Annotated in this window: 25 protein-coding genes; 4 read left to right on the top strand and 21 right to left on the bottom strand. The window is 53.4% G+C overall.

The annotated features are described in order from the left end of the window. Window positions 1-6: 6 nt before the first annotated feature. Together rplC and rpsJ are read right to left on the bottom strand one after the other, a co-directional pair. Entirely contained in the window at window positions 7-636 is a 630-nt protein-coding gene (gene rplC / locus C1N58_RS19425; protein ID WP_006120583.1) for a 50S ribosomal protein L3, read from the bottom strand. Window positions 637-668: 32 nt separating this feature from the next. Beyond that, window positions 669-980: a 30S ribosomal protein S10 gene (gene rpsJ / locus C1N58_RS19420; protein ID WP_006120582.1), complete on the bottom strand. Its 312-nt coding sequence runs from the start codon at window positions 978-980 to the stop codon at window positions 669-671. A 401-nt stretch (window positions 981-1,381) separates the two neighbouring features. On the opposite strand from rpsJ, the gene C1N58_RS19415 reads away from it, so the two are divergent. Next, the gene (locus C1N58_RS19415) at window positions 1,382-2,155 is read left to right on the top strand and encodes a prepilin peptidase (protein WP_394564428.1); all 774 of its coding nucleotides are present in this window, start codon (window positions 1,382-1,384) and stop codon (window positions 2,153-2,155) included. Here the strand turns inward: C1N58_RS19415 and bfr are convergent. The 11 genes from bfr to fkpA form a co-directional block, all read right to left on the bottom strand. Then, the gene (gene bfr, locus C1N58_RS19410; protein ID WP_006120580.1) at window positions 2,142-2,615 is read right to left on the bottom strand and encodes a bacterioferritin; all 474 of its coding nucleotides are present in this window, start codon (window positions 2,613-2,615) and stop codon (window positions 2,142-2,144) included. The two genes, C1N58_RS19415 and bfr, sit on opposite strands and share 14 nt — an antisense overlap. A gap of 106 nt (window positions 2,616-2,721) precedes the next feature. After that, window positions 2,722-2,916 carry a bacterioferritin-associated ferredoxin gene (gene bfd / locus C1N58_RS19405; RefSeq protein ID WP_394564427.1) on the bottom strand — a complete coding sequence of 65 codons (195 nt, stop codon included), beginning with the start codon at window positions 2,914-2,916 and terminating at the stop codon, window positions 2,722-2,724. Between the two features lie 177 nt (window positions 2,917-3,093). Further along, on the bottom strand, window positions 3,094-4,278 hold the full coding sequence (gene tuf / locus C1N58_RS19400) for an elongation factor Tu (RefSeq protein WP_006120578.1): 1,185 nt from the start codon (window positions 4,276-4,278) through the stop codon (window positions 3,094-3,096). 68 nt (window positions 4,279-4,346) lie between these two features. Next, window positions 4,347-6,461, bottom strand: a complete 2,115-nt coding sequence (gene fusA, locus C1N58_RS19395; protein ID WP_006120577.1) for an elongation factor G — start codon at window positions 6,459-6,461, stop codon at window positions 4,347-4,349. Window positions 6,462-6,554: 93 nt separating this feature from the next. Next, complete coding sequence (gene rpsG, locus C1N58_RS19390) at window positions 6,555-7,025, bottom strand: 30S ribosomal protein S7 (RefSeq protein ID WP_006120576.1); 471 nt, start codon at window positions 7,023-7,025, stop codon at window positions 6,555-6,557. Window positions 7,026-7,121: 96 nt separating this feature from the next. Beyond that, window positions 7,122-7,496, bottom strand: coding sequence for a 30S ribosomal protein S12 (rpsL, locus tag C1N58_RS19385; protein WP_006120575.1), 375 nt, complete (start codon window positions 7,494-7,496; stop codon window positions 7,122-7,124). Between the two features lie 128 nt (window positions 7,497-7,624). Beyond that, window positions 7,625-7,912 (bottom strand): sulfurtransferase complex subunit TusB, encoded by a 288-nt coding sequence (gene tusB / locus C1N58_RS19380; RefSeq protein WP_033741532.1) that lies wholly within the window; start codon window positions 7,910-7,912, stop codon window positions 7,625-7,627. A 9-nt stretch (window positions 7,913-7,921) separates the two neighbouring features. Then, window positions 7,922-8,281 carry a sulfurtransferase complex subunit TusC gene (tusC, locus tag C1N58_RS19375; RefSeq protein ID WP_033741534.1) on the bottom strand — a complete coding sequence of 120 codons (360 nt, stop codon included), beginning with the start codon at window positions 8,279-8,281 and terminating at the stop codon, window positions 7,922-7,924. Next, window positions 8,281-8,667: a sulfurtransferase complex subunit TusD gene (gene tusD / locus C1N58_RS19370; protein ID WP_282498263.1), complete on the bottom strand. Its 387-nt coding sequence runs from the start codon at window positions 8,665-8,667 to the stop codon at window positions 8,281-8,283. The genes tusC and tusD overlap by 1 nt, the downstream gene beginning before the upstream one ends. Further along, complete coding sequence (locus C1N58_RS19365) at window positions 8,667-9,389, bottom strand: helix-turn-helix transcriptional regulator (RefSeq protein ID WP_054632986.1); 723 nt, start codon at window positions 9,387-9,389, stop codon at window positions 8,667-8,669. The genes tusD and C1N58_RS19365 overlap by 1 nt, the downstream gene beginning before the upstream one ends. A gap of 158 nt (window positions 9,390-9,547) precedes the next feature. Further along, the gene (gene fkpA, locus C1N58_RS19360; protein WP_394564426.1) at window positions 9,548-10,384 is read right to left on the bottom strand and encodes an FKBP-type peptidyl-prolyl cis-trans isomerase; all 837 of its coding nucleotides are present in this window, start codon (window positions 10,382-10,384) and stop codon (window positions 9,548-9,550) included. 269 nt (window positions 10,385-10,653) lie between these two features. On the opposite strand from fkpA, the gene C1N58_RS19355 reads away from it, so the two are divergent. Beyond that, a complete protein-coding gene (locus tag C1N58_RS19355; RefSeq protein WP_006120569.1) occupies window positions 10,654-10,872 on the top strand; it encodes a protein SlyX in 219 nt (72 codons plus the stop codon). Window positions 10,873-10,990: 118 nt separating this feature from the next. Here C1N58_RS19355 and slyD read toward each other — a convergent pair whose 3' ends face one another. From slyD to kefG, 4 genes are all read right to left on the bottom strand, one after another. Further along, window positions 10,991-11,539, bottom strand: coding sequence for a peptidylprolyl isomerase (gene slyD, locus C1N58_RS19350; protein ID WP_006120568.1), 549 nt, complete (start codon window positions 11,537-11,539; stop codon window positions 10,991-10,993). A 196-nt stretch (window positions 11,540-11,735) separates the two neighbouring features. Beyond that, window positions 11,736-11,930 carry a YheV family putative zinc ribbon protein gene (locus tag C1N58_RS19345; RefSeq protein WP_006120567.1) on the bottom strand — a complete coding sequence of 65 codons (195 nt, stop codon included), beginning with the start codon at window positions 11,928-11,930 and terminating at the stop codon, window positions 11,736-11,738. Window positions 11,931-11,953: 23 nt separating this feature from the next. Beyond that, window positions 11,954-13,759 (bottom strand): glutathione-regulated potassium-efflux system protein KefB, encoded by a 1,806-nt coding sequence (gene kefB / locus C1N58_RS19340; protein ID WP_006120566.1) that lies wholly within the window; start codon window positions 13,757-13,759, stop codon window positions 11,954-11,956. Continuing rightward, on the bottom strand, window positions 13,760-14,311 hold the full coding sequence (gene kefG, locus C1N58_RS19335) for a glutathione-regulated potassium-efflux system ancillary protein KefG (protein ID WP_006120565.1): 552 nt from the start codon (window positions 14,309-14,311) through the stop codon (window positions 13,760-13,762). It abuts the gene before it with no gap. A 111-nt stretch (window positions 14,312-14,422) separates the two neighbouring features. Between kefG and C1N58_RS19330 the strand changes: the two genes are divergently transcribed. Then, entirely contained in the window at window positions 14,423-16,327 is a 1,905-nt protein-coding gene (locus C1N58_RS19330; protein WP_058701411.1) for an ABC transporter ATP-binding protein, read from the top strand. Between the two features lie 53 nt (window positions 16,328-16,380). On the opposite strand, the gene tauD is transcribed toward C1N58_RS19330, so the two are convergent. Genes tauD through tauA form a run of 4 tightly spaced genes read right to left on the bottom strand, consistent with a single transcriptional unit; the run spans window position 16,381 to window position 19,799 of the window. Further along, on the bottom strand, window positions 16,381-17,220 hold the full coding sequence (gene tauD / locus C1N58_RS19325) for a taurine dioxygenase (RefSeq protein WP_394564425.1): 840 nt from the start codon (window positions 17,218-17,220) through the stop codon (window positions 16,381-16,383). After that, the gene (gene tauC / locus C1N58_RS19320; RefSeq protein ID WP_394564424.1) at window positions 17,217-18,047 is read right to left on the bottom strand and encodes a taurine ABC transporter permease TauC; all 831 of its coding nucleotides are present in this window, start codon (window positions 18,045-18,047) and stop codon (window positions 17,217-17,219) included. Before tauC ends, tauD begins: the two co-directional genes overlap by 4 nt. Then, window positions 18,044-18,811, bottom strand: a complete 768-nt coding sequence (gene tauB / locus C1N58_RS19315) for a taurine ABC transporter ATP-binding subunit (protein WP_394564423.1) — start codon at window positions 18,809-18,811, stop codon at window positions 18,044-18,046. The genes tauC and tauB overlap by 4 nt, the downstream gene beginning before the upstream one ends. A gap of 10 nt (window positions 18,812-18,821) precedes the next feature. Beyond that, a complete protein-coding gene (gene tauA, locus C1N58_RS19310; protein WP_033741547.1) occupies window positions 18,822-19,799 on the bottom strand; it encodes a taurine ABC transporter substrate-binding protein in 978 nt (325 codons plus the stop codon). 235 nt (window positions 19,800-20,034) lie between these two features. Between tauA and C1N58_RS19305 the strand changes: the two genes are divergently transcribed. Then, on the top strand, window positions 20,035-21,015 hold the full coding sequence (locus C1N58_RS19305) for a LacI family DNA-binding transcriptional regulator (RefSeq protein ID WP_006120559.1): 981 nt from the start codon (window positions 20,035-20,037) through the stop codon (window positions 21,013-21,015).

The following is a 21,015-nucleotide window of genomic DNA, read 5'->3' as shown; positions in this document are numbered from 1 at the left end:
ATCCCCTTACGCCTTCACAGCTGGTTTAACGATCAGGTCGCTACCGGTAGCACCGGGAACTGCACCTTTAACCAGCAGCAGGTTGCGCTCAGCGTCAACACGTACTACGTCCAGGCTCTGAACAGTTACGCGCTCATTACCCAGCTGACCTGCCATTTTCTTGCCTTTGAACACTTTGCCCGGAGTCTGGTTCTGACCGATAGAACCCGGAACACGGTGAGACAAGGAGTTACCGTGGGTTGCGTCCTGGGTACGGAAGTTCCAGCGCTTAACGGTACCTGCGAAACCTTTACCTTTAGAGGTGCCAGTTACGTCTACTTTTTTAACGTCAGCGAAAATTTCAACGCTGATGCTCTGACCTACAGAATACTCATCACCTTCAGCGGTGCGGAATTCCCACAGGCCACGGCCAGCTTCTACGCCAGCTTTAGCAAAATGACCAGCTTCAGGTTTGGTCACACGGTTTGCTTTTTTAGCACCGGTGGTAACCTGAATTGCCTGGTAACCATCGTTCTCCAGGCCTTTGACCTGAGTAACGCGGTTCGCTTCAACTTCGATTACGGTTACTGGGATAGATACGCCATCTTCAGTGAAGATGCGGGTCATACCCACTTTTTTACCGACTAAACCAATCATTGTTTCAACCTCTCAATCGCTCGATGACCTGATTAACCCAGGCTGATCTGCACGTCAACACCGGCAGCCAGGTCCAGACGCATCAGAGCATCAACGGTTTTTTCAGTTGGCTCAACGATGTCTACCAGACGCTTGTGAGTGCGAATTTCGTACTGGTCACGCGCATCTTTGTTAACGTGCGGAGAGATCAGAACGGTAAAGCGCTCTTTGCGGGTCGGCAGCGGGATCGGACCACGTACCTGCGCACCAGTGCGCTTGGCAGTCTCGACGATTTCCGCGGTTGATTGATCGATCAGACGATGATCAAACGCTTTAAGACGGATACGGATTCTTTGGTTCGACATGAGACCAAGGCTCCAAACATTTTATAGACGAAAAAAATTACTACTCGAACCCATTACGATTGATGGGAGAGTGTAATCGTTCAGCATATAACTCCACAGTTGGGAGTATTGTCAGACGGCCCAACAAACTGCCGTCTGCGATTCAGCTCGAATCGCGCCTGCCAATATCGGCAGGCCCGCGCATTATACGTAGATTTGCTCAGGAAGCAACCCACGATGCACATTTGCCACAGAAAACTGTGTTTAACGCTTTTGTGCACGTCTGCACAGAAGCCCTGCAGGACGGATGTCTTCGCCCTTTTTTTTCTGGGCGCGGTTTTCCATTCTCTTTTTCTTATCCGCGACGCAGAGGACGCGTTCAGACAGACTCAGTCATCACATCAGGTTAACCGGAGGTCATCGTGTTGCTCATCATCGTTGCTGTCTCCCTGTCAGGCGGCGCGCTTGGCAGCTTTCTCGCCCTGGCCTGTCAACGTTTTCATACGTCCGCTTCACCACGTCGCTGGCTTCAGTCATTGTGGACGCCGCCTTCCCACTGTAGTTACTGTCGCCGCACGATCCTGTGGCACGACAGCGTTCCGCTGATAAGCTGGCTGTGGTTGCGGGGGCACTGTCGGTTTTGTTCGCATCCGGTCGGTTTGCTGCCCGTACTGTTTGAGCTGACAGGCGCCCTGCTCTGCCTGTTGCTGGCTTACCTGTTTTACGACAATCTCATTCATGCGCTGTTTCCGCTTCTGGCTTCCTGTTTGCTCCTCGTCCTTGCGGCCATCGACCAGCGCCACTTCCTGCTGCCAGATGTTCTCACCCACGCGCTCCTGTGGCTGGGTCTTTCACGTTTCATGTTCTTTCAGCCACTCACGGTCAGTTCGGCCATCGGTGGCGTCATGTTTGGCTATGGTTCACTTTGGTTGCTTGCCGGAATTTTTCAACAGGTTACGCGGCGGAAGGGATTAGGTTGTGGGGATATTAAACTGTTTGCCGCACTGGGCGCATGGTGTGGTTGGCAGGCCCTGCCCTTCATTGCCCTGACCGCCTGTACGACAGCCTTGATCGCTTTCGGCGCGCTGCGGATAAGGAACCGGGCGTGGTACCTGAACAGCCCGCTTCCCTTTGGCCCTTTCCTGGCCGTCGCAGGCTGGGGAATTATCATTAGTCAAAGCCTTACTCTTCTTTGATTTGCGCCTGCAGGTAATTCTGGATGCCCATCTTACTAATAAGATCAAGCTCAGTTTCAATCCAGTCGATATGGTGCTCCTCATCTTCGAGGATGGCGATCATCATATCGCGGCTTACGTAATCATGAACTTTATCCGCATAGGCGATGGCTTCACGCAGGTCTTTTGCGCCTTCGAGTTCAAGATTGAGATCGGACTGCAACATCTCCCCGACATCTTCTCCAATCCTGAGTCGTCCCAGATCCTGCAGATTAGGAATGCCTTCAAGAAACAGAATACGTTCGATGTATTTATCCGCATGCTTCATTTCATCTATAGACTCATGGTACTCAACGTCGTTAAGACGCATCAGTCCCCAGTTTTTGAACATCCGTGCATGTAAGAAGTACTGGTTTATTGCAACCAGTTCATTCCCCAACAATTTATTGAGATGACTTATGATTTTCGCATCGCCCTTCATTTCGCTTCCTCCGCTCATGTTTATTTGAGCGTAGATGCGGTTAAAAAGAAGTCAAAAAAACGCGATGAAAATTGTGGGTATTATCAAGTCGGTGGTGTGTGTGCGTTTACGCGATTTCTTTATATTGCGGAGCGTGCTGCATCTCTTCATCCATAATCGTGCGGGCATCCCGAATACATTTTCCACATTGCTTTCCCACGGGCACGATTTGGCGCAACTGCTGGATAGATTTGGGCTGATAACGGCGCACGACTTCACGGAGCGTTTTGTCACTGATGGCATTACACAGACAGACGTACATTTATTCATCACCCGGTCTATTTCGTGCGCACAGTGTAAATGCGAATCGTTTTTATTTCAAACCTACCTTTTGTGAGGAGAAAGCCTGCGTGATTAAATGACAGGCATAAAAAAAGAGCACCGAAGTGCTCTTTTTATTTTGCAGTGGCCACTCATGTGGCCACATCAGAGATCACAATTAAGCGATAACTTTAGCAACAACGCCCGCGCCAACGGTACGGCCACCTTCGCGGATTGCGAAGCGCAGACCTTCGTCCATTGCGATTGGGTGGATCAGGGTAACAACCATTTTGATGTTGTCGCCTGGCATAACCATTTCAACGCCTTCTGGCAGCTCTACTGAACCGGTCACGTCAGTGGTACGGAAGTAGAACTGTGGACGGTAGCCCTTGAAGAACGGAGTATGGCGGCCACCTTCGTCTTTAGACAGAACGTAAACTTCTGACTCGAACTTGGTGTGTGGCTTGATGGTGCCTGGCTTCGCCAGAACCTGACCACGCTGGATGTCTTCACGCTTGATACCGCGCAGCAGAACACCACAGTTTTCGCCTGCCTGACCCTGGTCCAGCAGTTTGCGGAACATTTCAACACCGGTACAGGTTGATTTCGCCGTATCTTTGATACCCACGATTTCAACTTCGTCGCCGACTTTAACAACACCGCGCTCAACACGACCGGTTACTACAGTACCACGGCCAGAGATTGAGAATACGTCTTCGATTGGCAGCAGGAACGGCATGTCGATAGCACGAACCGGATCCGGGATGTAGTTGTCCAGGTGGTTAGCCAGCTCAACGATCTTCTCTTCCCACTCTGGGTTGCCTTCCAGCGCTTTCAGTGCTGAACCGCGAACGATTGGGGTGTCGTCGCCCGGGAAGTCGTACTGTGACAGCAGGTCACGGACTTCCATCTCAACCAGCTCCAGCAGCTCTTCGTCATCAACCATGTCACACTTGTTCAGGAACACGATGATGTAAGGAACGCCTACCTGACGACCCAGCAGGATGTGCTCACGGGTCTGCGGCATTGGGCCGTCAGTCGCAGCAACAACCAGGATCGCGCCGTCCATCTGCGCAGCACCGGTGATCATGTTTTTCACATAGTCGGCGTGGCCCGGGCAGTCAACGTGTGCATAGTGGCGAGACGGGGTTTCATACTCAACGTGTGCAGTGTTGATGGTGATACCACGTGCTTTTTCTTCAGGGGTGCTGTCGATCTGGTCGAACGCACGCGCCTGGCCGCCGTTGGTTTTAGCCAGAACGGTGGTGATTGCTGCAGTCAGGGTGGTTTTACCGTGGTCAACGTGACCGATGGTGCCCACGTTTACGTGCAGTTTGTTACGTTGAAATTGCTCTTTCGCCATGGCGATATTCCTTACGTTATGCCTTCATCACCCGGGATGAAGGCATCAGTTCAAATTTAAACCGTAGCTTATTTGCTACGAGCTTCAATAACGGCCTGCGCAACGTTGTTCGGTGCGTCGTCATACTTCAGGAACTCCATGGAGTACGAAGCACGACCTTTGGTCAGAGAGCGCAGCTGAGTTGCATATCCGAACATTTCAGACAGTGGAACTTCAGCGTGGATCTGAACGCCAGTAGCGTTAGATTCCTGCCCTTTGAGCATACCACGACGACGGCTAAGGTCACCGATTACGTCACCGGTGTTCTCTTCTGGGGTTTCAACTTCAACCTTCATGATAGGCTCAAGCAGAACAGGCTGCGCTTTCTTAAAGCCATCTTTAAAGGCAATAGACGCGGCCAGTTTAAACGCCAGTTCAGAGGAGTCAACGTCATGGTAAGAACCGAAGTGCAGACGAACACCCAGATCCACAACCGGATAACCTGCCAGTGGGCCTGATTTCAACTGCTCCTGGATACCTTTATCAACGGCTGGGATGAATTCGCCAGGAATTACACCACCTTTGATATCGTTGACAAATTCGTAACCTTTCGGGTTCGAACCTGGCTCCAGCGGGTACATGTCGATAACAACATGACCGTACTGACCACGACCACCAGACTGCTTGGCGTGTTTACCTTCGATACCGGTAACTTTAGAGCGGATAGCTTCACGGTAAGCAACCTGTGGTTTACCCACGTTCGCTTCAACGTTGAATTCACGCTTCATACGGTCAACGATGATATCGAGGTGAAGTTCACCCATACCAGCGATGATAGTCTGGTTAGACTCTTCGTCAGTCCATACGCGGAATGACGGGTCTTCTTTCGCCAGACGACCCAGAGCCAGACCCATTTTTTCCTGGTCAGCTTTGGTTTTCGGCTCAACGGCGATAGAAATTACCGGCTCAGGGAATTCCATACGCTCCAGAATGATTGGCGCGTTTGGATCACACAGGGTATCACCAGTGATAACGTCTTTCAGGCCGATCGCAGCGGCGATGTCACCTGCGCGAACTTCGCTGATTTCTTCACGTTTGTTAGCGTGCATCTGAACGATACGACCGAAACGCTCACGTGCAGATTTCACGGAGTTCAGAACGGTATCGCCTGAGTTAACTACACCAGAGTAAACGCGGAAGAACGTCAGGTTACCCACGAATGGGTCAGTTGCGATCTTAAACGCCAGAGCAGAGAACGGCTCTTCATCACTTGCGTGACGCTCAGCTGGGGTATCTTTACCATCGTCCAGCATACCGTTGATTGCCGGTACGTCGGTCGGGGCTGGCAGATACTCAACAACCGCATCCAGCATTGCCTGAACACCTTTGTTCTTAAATGCAGAACCACAGGTCACCAGGATGATTTCGTTTTTCAGCACGCGCTGACGCAGCGCTTTTTTGATCTCTTCTTCAGTCAGCTCTTCACCGCTGAAGAATTTCTCCATCAGCTCTTCAGAGGCTTCTGCTGCAGCTTCGATCAGCTTGCCGCGCCATTCTTCAGCCAGTTCTTGCAGGTTAGCTGGGATCTCTTCGTAATCGAAGGTCACGCCCGCATCCTGGTCGTTCCAGTTGATGGCTTTCATTTTGATCAGGTCAACAACGCCGGTGAAGTTTTCTTCAGCGCCGATAGCGATCTGCAGCGGAACCGGAGTCGCGCCCAGACGAGATTCGATCTGACCAACTACTTTCAGGAAGTTTGCACCCATGCGGTCCATTTTGTTAACGAACGCAATGCGTGGAACTTTATATTTGTTAGCCTGACGCCATACGGTCTCAGACTGTGGCTGAACACCACCTACAGCACAGTAAACCATTACTGCGCCATCGAGCACACGCATGGAACGTTCTACTTCGATGGTGAAGTCAACGTGTCCCGGGGTGTCGATGATGTTGATGCGGTGTGGCTCAAACTGCTTAGCCATACCTGACCAGAACGCGGTCGTTGCAGCAGACGTGATGGTAATACCACGTTCCTGCTCCTGTGCCATCCAGTCCATGGTCGCTGCGCCATCATGCACTTCACCGATTTTGTGGTTAACACCGGTGTAGAACAGGATACGCTCGGTAGTAGTGGTTTTACCGGCGTCGATGTGTGCGCTGATACCGATATTACGGTAGCGCGCAATGGGTGTTGTACGAGCCATTTTATTCCTCGGTTTTTAGGACGTTCAAAGTTAGTCGACCCCAGCGGGTTGGCTGTTTGAGCGCCCGCTGGTTTAACAACAACTACGCAGCTGTTACCAGCGGTAGTGAGCGAACGCCTTGTTGGCTTCAGCCATACGGTGAACGTCTTCACGTTTCTTAACTGCAGTACCTTTGTTTTCTGCAGCGTCAGAAAGTTCGTTCGCCAGGCGTAAAGCCATAGATTTATCACCGCGTTTACGAGCAGCTTCTACGATCCAACGCATTGCCAGGGCATTACGACGAACCGGACGGACTTCAACTGGAACCTGATAGGTTGAACCACCAACGCGACGTGACTTAACTTCGACAGTCGGACGCACGTTTTCGAGAGCAACCTCAAAAGCTTCCAGGCCATCTTTACCAGCACGTTGAGCCAGGGTCTCAAGTGCGGTATAGACGATAGATTCAGCAGTAGATTTTTTACCATCTACCATCAGGATATTTACAAATTTAGCCAGCAGCTCTGATCCGAACTTAGGATCCGGCAGAATTTTACGCTGACCAATGACGCGACGACGTGGCATGGAAATACTCCGTTGTTAATTCAGGATTGTCCAAAACTCTACGAGTTTAGTTTGACATTTAAGTTAAAACGTTTGGCCTTACTTAACGGAGAACCATTAAGCCTTTGGCTTCTTCACGCCGTACTTGGAGCGTGACTGCTTACGGTCTTTAACACCTGAGCAGTCCAGCGCGCCACGAACGGTGTGGTAACGCACACCTGGCAGGTCTTTAACACGACCGCCACGGATCAGGATCACGGAGTGTTCCTGCAGGTTGTGACCTTCACCACCGATGTAGGAGGTGACTTCAAAACCGTTAGTCAAACGCACACGGCAAACTTTACGCAGTGCTGAGTTTGGTTTTTTAGGAGTGGTGGTGTACACACGGGTACAAACGCCACGTTTCTGCGGGCAAGCTTCCAGCGCCGGCACGTTGCTCTTTGCAACTTTGCGGACGCGTGGTTTGCGAACCAGCTGGTTAACTGTTGCCATTAAATAGCTCCTGGGATTTAGCTTTTTGCTTCGTAAACACGTAATAAATCACCTCGTAGAATTACGAGGAGGCAGAATTTTAGGGCTGTGTCAAAAAGGTGTCAAGAAATAACCAGGGGGCCAATGCATTACCAGGCCATTTGTTGTTGATGTTTTACCGTTAGCGCAACGAAAAAAGTATAGTCCACAGACTGCACAACAGGGGAAATTTGCGTGCTCAGCCCCCGGGCATTCAGGTCATCTTCCAGTGCCCAGAGCTTCGCCCCTGAGGCGCGAAGCTGTTCCAGCGCCCTGCTGCCCTCAATCGCCGCCAGTACGCCATCCTGCAGCAAGAGCAGGTCATCTTCCGGCATAAGCAGTCGGGTCAGGCTTTCGATGTCGCTGTAAGTCGGTGAGTGAAATAACGTATGCAGCATTAGGTGCTCTTAAAAAGTCAAAATACGGTCATAGCCTGCGAGTTTTTGCCGCAGGGCCGACGCATCTAAAATTTCGGCATCCAGAATGCGTGGCGCATTTTCCGCTAAACCGCGCGACTGCAGCGACGCCCTGCACAGATAACACTGGTCGATATCATACAGCGCCAGCACGCCGAAGGTAGCGGCATAATGCCGGCTGTGAATATTTTCCGGCTGTTGCTCACTGTTAAGCTGCAGAACGCCATCTCCAATAAAAAAAAGGCCGATATCGTCACTCAACGCGCCGGTGGCCAGCACCGCATCTAACCCTTCACGTCCCGCACTGCTGCCATGTGGGGCTCGGGTGAATACAAACGCGACACGCTTCATCAGAACTGCACCATCCGCTCGCAACGCAGCGCCGCTTCCGCCAGCGCGCCTAAGCCGGCCAGGGTAAAACCGGGCTGAAGATTCACGCCCGGCAGCGCAAGCCGTGAGGCTTCCTGCGCATCCGTTACGCCGCGCCGGAGTGCGGCCGCCACGCAAATGTTCAGCGCCACCCCATGCGCCTGATGAAGCGACTGCCAGGCACGAACAAGATCGAATTCGTCACTGGCGGGCGCGCTAAGCTGATTGGCGTTCAGCACGCCTTCCCGATAAAAAAAGACGCTTTCCAGCTGGTGTCCCGCTGCCAGCAGCGCGTTGGCAAACAGCAGGGCGCTGGTCGCCTGCTGCGTACCATAGGCCGGACCGGTGACAAGAAGCGCATAGCGCATTAACGATCCTGCCCCTGAAAGTCACCGTTTTTAAACTGGCGGATGTACAGGTACACGGTATGTTTGGAAATATTTAAGCGCTCGGCGACCTGATTGATGGCGTCTTTGATATCGAAAATCCCTTTTTCATACAGATTCAATACGATCTGACGGTTCTTGGCATTATTCGAGACGTTACGGTCGGCGCTCACTTCTTCAATCGTAAATTCCAGCGTCTGCATGACCAGGTCATCGACCGAACTGGCAAAGTTCACATTGGAATCGACCTGCTGCATCTCTGGCGGCAGAAACGTCGACATGATCTGTGAAAACGGAACGTCGAGGTTCATGTTGATACACAGCAAGCCAATCACCCGCTGCTGGCGATTACGAATCGCAATCGTGACGGACTTCATCAGCACACCACTTTTCGCGCGGGTAAAATAAGCGCGGGAGACGTTGCTGTCTGCACCCTGCATATCATGCAGCATGCGCAAGGCTAAATCCGTGATGGGCGAGCCCACTTTACGCCCTGTATGCTCGCCGTTAGCAATACGCACGGCCGAACAGTTTAAATCTTCCAGTGAGTGAAGGACGATTTCACAATGCGAGCCGATCAACATGGCAAGACCATCTACAACGGCCTCATACGATTTTAAAATATCGTAATCAGTTTGCTCGAACGGATGCTGCTCCAGAAGATCGAAGTCGCTCAGTTCACCGGGATTGAATGGATTAGACATTGAAGACATCACCCTACATGGCTGGAGCCTGTCACAGCGGCTACGGGCAGACTCAATATTGGGATAGTTATGCAGGCGATAGTCTGGCAAATGTCGCGGGGTTATGCCAGAGGTTTGTCATAAAGAGAAACCGCCACCCGAAGGTGGCGGCAGACAGATTACTGGGATTTCTTCGCGTCAGCAGCAGGTGCCTGCGTTTTTACATCCGCTTTTGGTGCCGGTTTGATATCAAGCAGCTCAACGTCAAACACCAGCGTGGAGTTAGCCGGGATGCCCGGAACACCGTTTTTACCGTACGCCAGGTTTGGTGGGATAACCAGCTTGATCTTACCGCCTTTCTTAACGTGCTTCAGGCCTTCAGTCCAGCCTGGAATCACGCCGTCAAGACGGAAAGACAGGGGCTCACCGCGCGTGTAAGAGTTATCAAACTCGGTGCCGTCGATCAGCGTACCTTTGTAGTTTACAACGACTGTATCGCTGTCTTTTGGTGCCTCACCGGTCCCTTCTTTCTCAACCTTATACAGCAGACCACTTTCGGTCTTCTTCACGCCGCTCTCTTTAGCAAACTTAGCGCTGTAAGCTTCACCCTTCTCGGCATTTTCTTTTGCGTCTTTTTCCATCTTGGCTGACGCCGCGCCTTTCACGCGGGCTTCGAACGCCTGCAGGGTTTGCTCGATTTCTTCGTCAGACAGCTTGCTCTTGCCGCCAAACGCGTCCTGAACACCGGCAATCAGTTGCTGCTTGTCCAGCTTGATGCCCAACTTCTCCTGTTCTTTCAGGGAGTTGTCCATATAACGGCCCAGTGACGCACCCAAAGCGTATGCAGATTGCTGATCTTCATTTTTGAAGGCGGCATTTTTTGGAGCCTGAGGAGCAGACTGTGGAGCATCGGCAGCGGCCGGAGCTGCTGCTGTTTCTGCAGCCATTGCCAGCGGAGCATTCAGCGCGACGGCCATGGTGGTAGCTAACAATGTGACTTTAAACAGTGATTTCATCCTTTCTCCAAAACCGAAGCCTCTCACCTCGGGAATCATTGCGGACTGAGGGCCCACACTATAACTTTACGTGGCAGTGACGAACACTCCCACAACGTAATTATCTGGTCTACTTCCGACCTTTTTTGCATCAGGAAGTTTCACCAGAGATGATGTCATCTGACCCTTTTTCAAGCTAAACGCCAAATAAAAGCGAATAAATAGGGCAATTCTGCAACGCCAGCCTTTAGAATCATGCGCTGAGTAACCCCTTAACAGGAGAAAAGATCATGCAACAGTCAGAGTGGGAACAACGTATTGAAGCGCTTGAAAGTAAGCTGGCCTTTCAGGAGATCACTATCGATCAACTGAACAATACCGTCGTTCAGCATGAACTTGAAATGAGTAAGATGCGCGAACATATGCGCCTGTTACTTGAGAAGTTTAAAGCCAGCGCGCCGTCGATGATTGCCGATGCTTCAGAAGAAACCCCGCCGCCGCATTACTGATCCATCCGTGACAGGCCAGGCTGACTGTCGGCAGGCCCGCTCTGCCGAGGTCTGCTGACAATAAAATGCCGCAAAAAGTAAGGCCACCCGAAGGTGGCCCTGCACTACCGCGTCGGACTTAGTGGCTGCAGCCACAACCGCCCGTTCCGCAACCACCTTTACCGTGGTCATGGTCATGGTCATGGTCGTGGTGATGACCATCTGCACCGTGAACATGGCCGTGTGCCAGCTCTTCCGGTGTGGCTTCACGAATCGCAACCACCTCAACGTTAAAGTTCAGGTTCTGACCCGCCAGCATGTGGTTACCGTCAACCACAACATGGTCGTCTTCCACTTCGGTGATTTCAACCGGCACCGGACCCTGATCGGTTTCCGCCAGGAAACGCATGCCAACCTGTAATTCGTCAACGCCCATAAAAACGTCTTTTGGTACGCGCTGTACCAGGTTGTCATCGTACTGACCGTACGCGTCATTTGCCGGGATATGCACGTCAAACTTATCGCCCGCGACGTGGTTTTCCAGCGCATTTTCCAGACCAGAAATCAGGGAACCATGACCGTGCAGATAGTCTAACGGTGCACTCACCGGTGACTCGTCAACCAACACACCGTCTTCTGTACGTACCTGATAGGCCAGGCTTACCACCAGGTCTTTTGCTACTTTCATGATATCTCCTAACCGTTGAGAACTAAGATCCCGTCTCATTGGTCTATTCTTGCGTGCAATAACACCAACCAGAAAGGTTCGGGGCTGAGTACAAGAGGCACTCTTTTGCTCTTGCGACTTCAGCGTTAATGGCGTCAATTGTAACGGAATTCAATCCCGCTGTGTGCTTAAGCTTAAAAAAAGCTAGGCCATTTCGCTACTCGGGATGGAAAATTCCGATCACTTGCTCGTTACTGCGAACCTGATCGCGTGCCTGTTTATCGGCTTCCCGCATTTGATGGCCGCACTTCACACACTCGACGACATCGACATTGTTTTCACGCCACATGGCCAGCGTGTCTTTTTCCTGACAATGCGGACATACCGCACCAGCAATAAAGCGTTTACGCATGCTGTTCTACCTGTGTCTTTTGATTACTGATCGTCATCCCAGTCATGGAACTGACGTCGTTCATGCTGCATTTCACGCTGAAAAATGTCTTCCAGTTCACGTCGCGCCTCGCGGACACGGGAAATCTGCGCCATATCAGAGTGGACAGGCATCAGCTCCCGCAACATACGCATATCCAGCCGGCGGAAGTGTTGCTGTGCCCGATGAGCCTGATGAGGATGCATTCCCAGCGACATAAGCGTTTTACGCCCCAGTTCCAGCGCACTGGAAAAAGTTTCGCGTGAGAACTGCGTCACGCCCGCCTGCAGCAGTTCGTGGGCTTCCACACGACCACGGGCACGCGCCATAATCTGCAAATGCGGAAAATGTTGCTGGCAGAGATGCACAATCGTCATCGCATCTTCCGGATTGCTGCAGGTAATGACGATTGACTGCGCATCAGCCGCACCCGCCGCTCGCAGCAGTTCCAGCTCCGTTGCATCACCATAGTAAACCTTGTAGCCGTACTTGCGCATCAGGTTGACCGCACTAATATCACGCTCCAGTACGGTGATGCGCTTATTGTTTGCCATCAGCAAACGGCCCACTACCTGACCAAAACGTCCGAAGCCCACCACAATGACCTGCGGCTGATCGTCCTCAACGAAGGGTTTTTCAGTGTCTTCATCGCTTTCATTAAAGCGACGCGCCAACAGCCGATCAATTGCCTGCATAAGCAGCGGCGTGGTCATCATGGACAGCGTCACGGTAACCAGCAGCAGCGGCAGTTGGTCGCCCGAGAACAGTCTGGCTGACGAGGCCGCCGAGAACAGTACAAAAGCAAACTCGCCGCCCTGACTCAACACGCCGGCAAACTGCTGACGTTCAGAGCTGCGTAAGCCATAGATTCGAGCCAGCACATACAGCACCAGTAACTTGACCGACACCAGCGTCAGTACGCCCAGTAAAATGGCGATAATGTGGGTATAAAGCACCCCGAGGTTCAGCGCCATGCCCACCGAGATAAAAAACAGCCCCAGCAGTAAGCCTTTGAACGGCTCGATCGCCACTTCCAGCTCATGACGGTATTCACTTTCCGCCAGCAGAATCCCGGCGATAAAGGTGCCTAACGCCATGGATAACCCCAGCGCATCCATAAACAACGCGGAGCCCAATACCAGCAGCAGCGAGGCGGCGGTAAATACTTCACGCACGCCTGAGGCCGCGATGTAGCGAAAAATGGGGCGCAGTAAATAGCGGCCCCCGACGAGCATGCCGGCAAACGCCAGGACCTTCATGCCCACTTTCATCCAGTCGACGCTGCCGCTGTCATTCCCGGCCAGAAGCGGAATCAGTGCCAACGCCGGAATAACAGCCAGATCCTGAAACAGCAGCACCGAAAACCCTAGCTGGCCCGCTTCGCTGCGGTTCATGCCCTTGTCCCGCATCAGCTGCAAGGCCATCGCCGTTGATGACATGGCCAGACCGATCCCGCCGATTACCGCCGCGCGCCAGTCAAAGTTTGTCAGCCACAGCAATGCGCCAAGAATGGCGGCGGAGAAAATGACCTGCGCGGCACCGATACCAAAGATAGAACGGCGCAGCGCCCACAACTTTGCCGGGTTCAGTTCCAACCCGATGATAAACATCAGAAAGACAACGCCCAGTTCAGAAAAGTGCAGAATCTCGTCGACGTCACTAATAAATCCCAGTCCCCACGGACCAATGGCAATACCGGCCAGTAAGTACCCCAATACTGCGCCAATCCCCAGGCGAGCCGCTACCGGTACAATCAGCACCGCCGCAAAGAGATAGATGACTCCTGCGGTCAGCAGCGTTTGTCCTTCCATTTATAACCCTCCATTCGGCAGCGGTGCTGCCAGCCAGTCGCTATAGGCACGGGCATATTTTTTGAGTAAATCAGGTTGCTGACGGCGCGCCCAGTAAATAATCATCGGCGACATCCAGTGCATACGGCACATCTGTGCGGTCAGCTCAAAAGGTCGCAAAATGTCATTCATGGAATAGCGGTTCAGTCCGTGCTGCTGAAAGGCCGTTTCAGGTTCGCCGGTTGTGACGATACTGCGCCAGTACTTTCCTTCTAATGCGTTTCCGTCTATGCCGTTAGCAAAACCCCGGGACAACACGCGATCTAACCACTCTTTAAGTAACGCCGGGCAGCTGTAGGTATAGAGAGGATGTTGAAAAATAATCACATCATGCTCACGCAGTAGCTGTTGCTCATGGTGGATATCGATAAAAAAATCCGGATAGGCGGCATAGAGGTCATGAACGGTAACATGCTCAAGGGGCCTGGCCGCGTCCAGCAAAATACGATTTGCGATGGAATCCTGCGCTTCCGGATGAGCAAAAAGCAGCAAAATCTTAGGTGGCTGCGACATCCTTTCCCTCCAAAGCGTCGTCATTGGTGCGGATTTCCGCTACCATGCACAACGCAACAAAAACCCAATTATGTTGCACGTAAATTAACATATTCTGACGATACGGCGCTTATGATTGTCTTTTCTGCCCTACAAATTCGCCGCGGTGTTCGCGTCCTGCTCGACAACGCTACCGCCACCATCAATCCCGGCCAAAAAGTCGGGCTGGTGGGTAAAAACGGCTGTGGAAAATCCACCCTGCTGTCGTTGCTGAAAGGTGAGATCACCAGCGATGCGGGATCGTTTACCTTTCCCGGTAACTGGTCGCTTGCCTGGGTGAATCAGGAAACGCCTGCCCTCAGCCAGGCCGCCCTTGACTATGTCATCGATGGCGACCGTGAATACCGCCATCTTGAAGCAGAACTGGCAGAGGCCAACATCAGAAATGACGGAAATGCCATCGCCCTGATTCACGGTAAGCTCGATACCATTCAGGCCTGGACGATTCAGTCGCGCGCCTCAAGCCTGCTGCACGGGCTCGGATTCAGTCAGGAACAGCTTCAGCGCCCGGTCAGTGATTTTTCGGGGGGCTGGCGCATGCGTCTTAACCTGGCCCAGGCACTGCTGTGTCGATCGGACCTGTTGTTACTCGATGAACCGACGAACCACCTCGATCTGGACGCCGTGATCTGGCTGGAACGCTGGCTAAAAAGCTATGAGGGTACGCTGATTCTGATCTCGCACGATCGCGATTTTCTCGATCCGGTGGTGGACAAAATTATCCACATCGAACAGCAGACGATGACCGAGTACACCGGTAACTACAGTTCCTTCGAACGCCAGCGCGGCGCGAAACTGGCCCAGCAGCAGGCGTTATACCAGAGTCAGCAGGAAAAAGTGGCGCACCTGCAAAAATATATCGATCGTTTCCGTGCACAGGCCACCAAAGCCAAACAGGCGCAAAGCCGTATTAAGATGCTGGAACGGATGGAGCTGATTGCGCCAGCCCATGTGGATAATCCGTTTAGCTTCAGCTTCCGCGCACCCGAAAGCCTGCCGAATCCGCTGCTGAAAATGGATAAAGTCACCGCGGGCTATGGCGATCGCATTATTCTGAACGCCATTAAACTTAACCTGGTGCCGGGATCGCGCATTGGCCTGCTGGGTCGCAACGGTGCCGGCAAGTCAACGCTGATTAAGCTGCTGGCGGGCGAACTCGCCGCCAAAGCGGGCGAAATTGGCCTGGCGAAAGGGATCAAGCTGGGTTACTTCGCTCAGCATCAGCTGGAGTTCCTGCGCGCCGATGAGTCGCCTTTACAACATCTTTCACGGCTTGCGCCGAAAGTGCTCGAGCAGCAGTTACGGGATTATCTGGGCGGCTTTGGCTTTCAGGGCGATAAAGTCACAGAGGTAACCGAACGCTTCTCTGGCGGCGAAAAAGCGCGGCTGGTGCTGGCGCTGATTGTCTGGCAGCGCCCCAACCTGCTGTTACTGGATGAACCCACCAACCACCTCGATTTGGACATGCGTCAGGCATTGACTGAGGCGTTGATTGATTTTGAAGGCGCACTGGTTGTCGTATCGCACGATCGCCATCTGTTACGTGCCACCACCGATGACCTCTATCTGGTGCATGATGGCAGCGTTGATGTGTTCCCGGGCGATCTGGAAGATTATCAGCAGTGGCTGAGCGACCTGCAAAAACAGCAAACGCAAAATGAGGCCGCGCCTAAACAGGACAATGGTAACAGTGCTCAGGCCCGTAAGGATCAAAAGCGTCGTGAAGCCGAGCTGCGAACGCAGACCCAGCCCTTGCGCAAAGAAATCGAGAAGTTAGAAAAACAGATGGCGAAGTGGCAAGCCCAACTGGCCGACGCCGAACACCTGCTGGCAGACAGCGCGCTGTACGAACACAGCCGCAAGGCTGATTTAACGGCTGCCCTGCAAAAACAGGCTGAGAGTAAATCGGCGCTGGAAGAGGTGGAAATGGCCTGGCTGGACGCGCAGGAAAAACTGGAAGCGATGCTCGCCTCCTGACAGAGGCGGCATCACCTTTCGTCACAACCGTACCGGTGTACTCGCGGTACGGTTCAGTAAGGCTTATCGCCTAATACCGTGGCGCGCTGCATCACTCTTCGGGCCGGATAGTAATCGGCACTGGCGTAGTGCTGAGTGACGCGATTGTCCCAAATCGCCAGGTCATTAGGCTGCCAGCGCCAGCGCACCTGAAACTCCGGTTTCGTGCTATGCGCAAACAAAAAGCCCAGTAATGCATCGCTCTCTTTCTGACTCAGCGTCAGAATTCGGGTTGTAAAACCCTCATTGACGAACAACGCTTTTTTCCCACTAACCGGATGCGTCCGGATAACAGGATGCTGCACAGGTGGGTTTTTCGCCGCAGCCTGCTGCCAGCGCTGGTGTTCCTCTTCTGTCTTACGGTGTTTATATTCCGGAAACGACTTTGTAAAATCGTGCTCCGCATAGAGTTCAGACAGCAAGGTTTTGAAGGGAGCAGACAGCGCCTCATACGCCGCAATACCGCTGGTCCATAACGTATCCCCACCCGCCTCCGGCAAGACTTTGGACGCCAGCAGCGCCACAGCCGGAGGCGTCTGAATGAACGTCACATCGGTGTGCCAGTTATCATTATCCGGAGGATTATCCTGATGCGTATCCAGGACAATGATCTCTTCCACGCCCGGCGCATGCGGATAAACCGGATGGATATGAAGATCGCCAAAGCGAATGGCCAGCGCACGATGCTGCTCGGGCGTGATCACCTGATCACGTAAAAACAGTACCTGATGACGCAGCAAGGCGTGATAGAGCTGCTCAAACTGCGCGTCACTGAGTGGACGCGAGACATCAAGGTTGCCGACCTGCGCGCCGATAAAGGGGCCCAGAGGCGTAATCGCTAACTTTTCGTTCATTTTTGCTCTCCGTTCCAGGGCGTCAGACGGCGCTGTAGCGCACGCAGACCCAGTTCTAAACTACATGCCACAATGGCAATCACCGCGATCCCTGCCAGCACCACATCCGTTGCCAGAAATTCCCCTGCCGACTGCACCATAAAGCCCAGCCCACGCGTGGCAGCAATGAGCTCGGCGGCCACCAGCGTTGACCAGCCCACACCTAATCCAATGCGTAAGCCGGTCAGTATCTCTGGCAAGGCACCCGGCAGGATGACCCAGCGCAGCCGTTGCCAGCGATTCGCCCCCAACGATGCCGCGGCGCGCAGACGAACCTGCTGTGCGTTGCGAACACCGGCCACAGTCGACAGCACTATCGGGGCAAAAATCGCCAGCGTGATCAGCAGTATTTTCGATGTTTCACCAATACCGAACCAAATGACCATCAACGGTAAATACGCCAGCGGTGGCACGGGCCGATAGAGCTCAATCAGGGGATCGATCAGGGCACGTAAAACCGGGCTGACGCCCATCGCAATGCCCGCCGGAATGGCTGTTAATGCCGCCGCGCTGAGCGCAATCAGCATGCGCGTCAGGCTGGCTGACAGGTGCTGCCACAACGTCGCGTCCATAAACCCCTGCGGACCGGCAACGCTCAGTAACTTACTCAGCACCTGCTGCGGCGACGGCAGAAACAGCGGCGCAATGAGCCCCAGTGTGGTCACGCTCCACCAGATGAACAACAGCACAAGCAGGCTCACTGTGCTCAGCGTGGCCGTCAGGGAGAAAGGCCAGCGCAGGCGACGAAGCCGGGCGCGGGTCGGCACATCGTTAATGATCGCACTCATGCAAATGCCTCCCGTTGTGCAAATACCCGGTTCAGCACATATTCCCGTTGGGCGATGAAATCGGGATCAGACTTGATGCTGCGGCAGGGTTCGCCGTCCACGAAACGCTGGCCAAAATTCAGCGTCAGCGTTTCCTGTACCCGACCGGGCCCCGGAGAGAGCAGCACCAGCTCGCTCGCCAGAAAAATGGCTTCTTCAATGTCATGCGTAATCAGCAGGATCTGTTTACCGCTGTCCTGCCACAGCCTTAACAGCAAGGTCTGCATTTGTTCACGGGTAAACGCATCAAGTGCGCCAAACGGTTCATCGAGCAGTAACAGGCGGGGATCGGCAGCAAGCGCGCGGGCGATGCCAACGCGTTGACGCTGTCCGCCAGATAACTGCCAGATATGCCGCTTTTCAGCGCCTTCCAGCCCAACATTTTTTATCATCTGCCGTGCAAGGGCTTCACGCGGCTGGCGCGCCATACCGGCAATCTGTAATCCGAAAGCGACGTTATCCAGCACATTCCGCCAGGGCAGCAGGCCTTCATGCTGAAACACCACGCCGCGATCGGCGCCTGGCTCCTGAATCGCCTTGCCGTCCAGAGAAATACTGCCGGACTCGACCGGTAAAAACCCGGCGATCAGGTTCAGCAACGTGGTTTTGCCACAGCCTGACGGTCCCAGCACAACGACCAGCGCGTTATCCTCCACGCACAGTGAGATGTCCTGTAATACCGGCTGTCCGCCATAGCTCGCGTTCAGATGGGCTATTCGCAACATGACGATGTCCTCAGGGCTTGACCAGGGGCGCAACAAAACGACTCGTGACAAAGGCGCTGTAATCATTACCGGCCTGCGGCACCTTGCCCTGTTCTTTCAGGAATTGCGCCGTGTCCACGATGGCTTTGTTCACCGGCTGCTGCAGTTGCGCCACCTGCTGGGCGGCGGTCAGATAGGTGTTGCCCTTAACCAGTCCAGGAATTTGTTGCTCGGGCACGCCGCTTAAGCGCGAAAGTTTACTGAGGTTATCAGGCTGTTTAAGCCACTGTTCGGGATGGTCCAGGTAGGCTTTCTGCGCCTCAATAGCGCTACGGGCAAAGGCGGTCACGATATCCGGATGCTGCTGCGCGAAGTCTTTGCGTACCACCCAGACATCAAGTGTCGGTGCGCCCCAGCGCCCGACCTGCGACGAATCCGTTAAAACGGTGCCATCTTTCTCCAGTTCATTCACCGCAGGTGCCCAAACGTAAGCACCGTCAATGTCCCCGCGTTGCCAGGCCGCCACAATCGCAGGCGGTTGCAGATTGACCAGTTGAACCTGAGACGGCTTAATCCCCCAGTGTTTTAATGCCGCTAACAAGCTGTAATGGGTGGTCGAAATAAAGGGCACGGCGATCCGCTTGCCGATCAGGTCCTGGGGACGGGTGATTGTTTTCTTCACGACCAGCGCTTCAGAATTGCCTAACTGAGAAGCCAGTAAAAAGGCTTCGATGGGGAGTTGCTGCGTTGCCGCAACGGCCAGTGGGCTGGAACCAATATTGCCAATCTGGACATCGCCTGATGCCAGCGCACGAAGCACGCCTGATCCGCTATCGAATTTGCGCCATTCGACCGTCGCACCGCTCTCTTTGGCAAACGTATTATCCGCCTGCGCCACCTTAGCGGGTTCAGCGGAGGTCTGATAAGCCACCGTTACGTTGACCGCGTTGGCCTGAAACGCCAGCACTGACAGGACCGCCGCCAGAATCGTGAGTCGCCCTTTTTGCATGATTTTTCCCCATCATTTTTATGATGTGGGCAGTGTTGCTGGCAGAAGTAATTTCATAAAGGAATTAAAAGTTATCCCTAATAGAAAGAAATTCTTAGATCATCATCTGCAATAGATTGCCGTTATACGCAAATTAAATTTCAGACAAAAAGCCATAAATTTGTCAGGCGCTCACATCCTGGTTGTGCTATTGATATGCGCTATTATTTGCTCCCCGGTGAGGCTTGCGAGTTCGATGTCGATCGACAAAGTTGCCCTGTTAGCTGGCGTGTCTAAAGCCACGGTATCCCGCGTGCTTAACGCGCATCCTGGGGTAAAAGCAGATACGCGACAGAAAGTGCTGGATGCCATTGCCACAAGCGGCTATCAGCCAAACCTGCTGGCGCGTCAGTTGCGAACCTCGCAGAGTCATATGCTGCTGGTCCTGATCTCCGATATCACGAACCCTTTTTGCTCCCGAGTTGTTCAGGGCATCGAAGCTGAAGCAGAAATGCACGGCTACCATATTCTGCTGTGCAATTCGGCCTCACAGTTTAAACGTGAGTCGGCCTACCTGACCTTACTGACCGGCAAGGTGGTGGACGGCGTGATTACGATGGATGCCGCCGCCGGGCTGCAAAGCCTGATCGATATTATCGGTGATGCGCCCTGGATTCAGTGTTGTGAGTTTGATCCCGAGATTGCGGCCTCGTCCGTCTCCATCGATCATCTGGACGCCGCACGTGATACCGTCCATTATCTGGCCGGCCGGGGCCGTAAGCGCATTGCACTGGTGAATGGCGATATGCGTTATCTCTATTCTCAATATCGCGAACAAGGCTATCGAGAAGGCGTTGCGCAATCGGGGTCAGACTGGACGAATGTCGTCTATACCGAAGGCATTACCTGCGAAGAAGGCAGTCGGGCATTGCAGGAATTGTTGCGTTTAGCGGAGCCGCCGGATGCGGTATTTGCCGTGTCTGATGTGCTGGCGGTTGGCGTGGTGCATGCAGCGCTGGAGGCGGGCCTGCGTGTCCCGGAAGACCTTGCCGTCGTGGGGTTTGACGGCATTCCCTTTACCAGCAGCCTGAATCCACCGTTAACCACCATTGAACAGCCCATGTATCAACTGGGCGCGCGCAGCGTGCAGCTGTTGCTGAAAAAAATTCGCCAGCCGCACGCGCCGGTTGTTCGCGAAGTGTTGCCCTGGACGCGCCTGGAGCGCGCATCCAGCTAA

The organism is Pantoea sp. SGAir0180 (genome assembly GCF_043546245.1).
The sequence above is the reverse complement of the archived record's forward strand: the minus strand, read 5'-3'. Positions and strand labels throughout refer to the sequence as shown.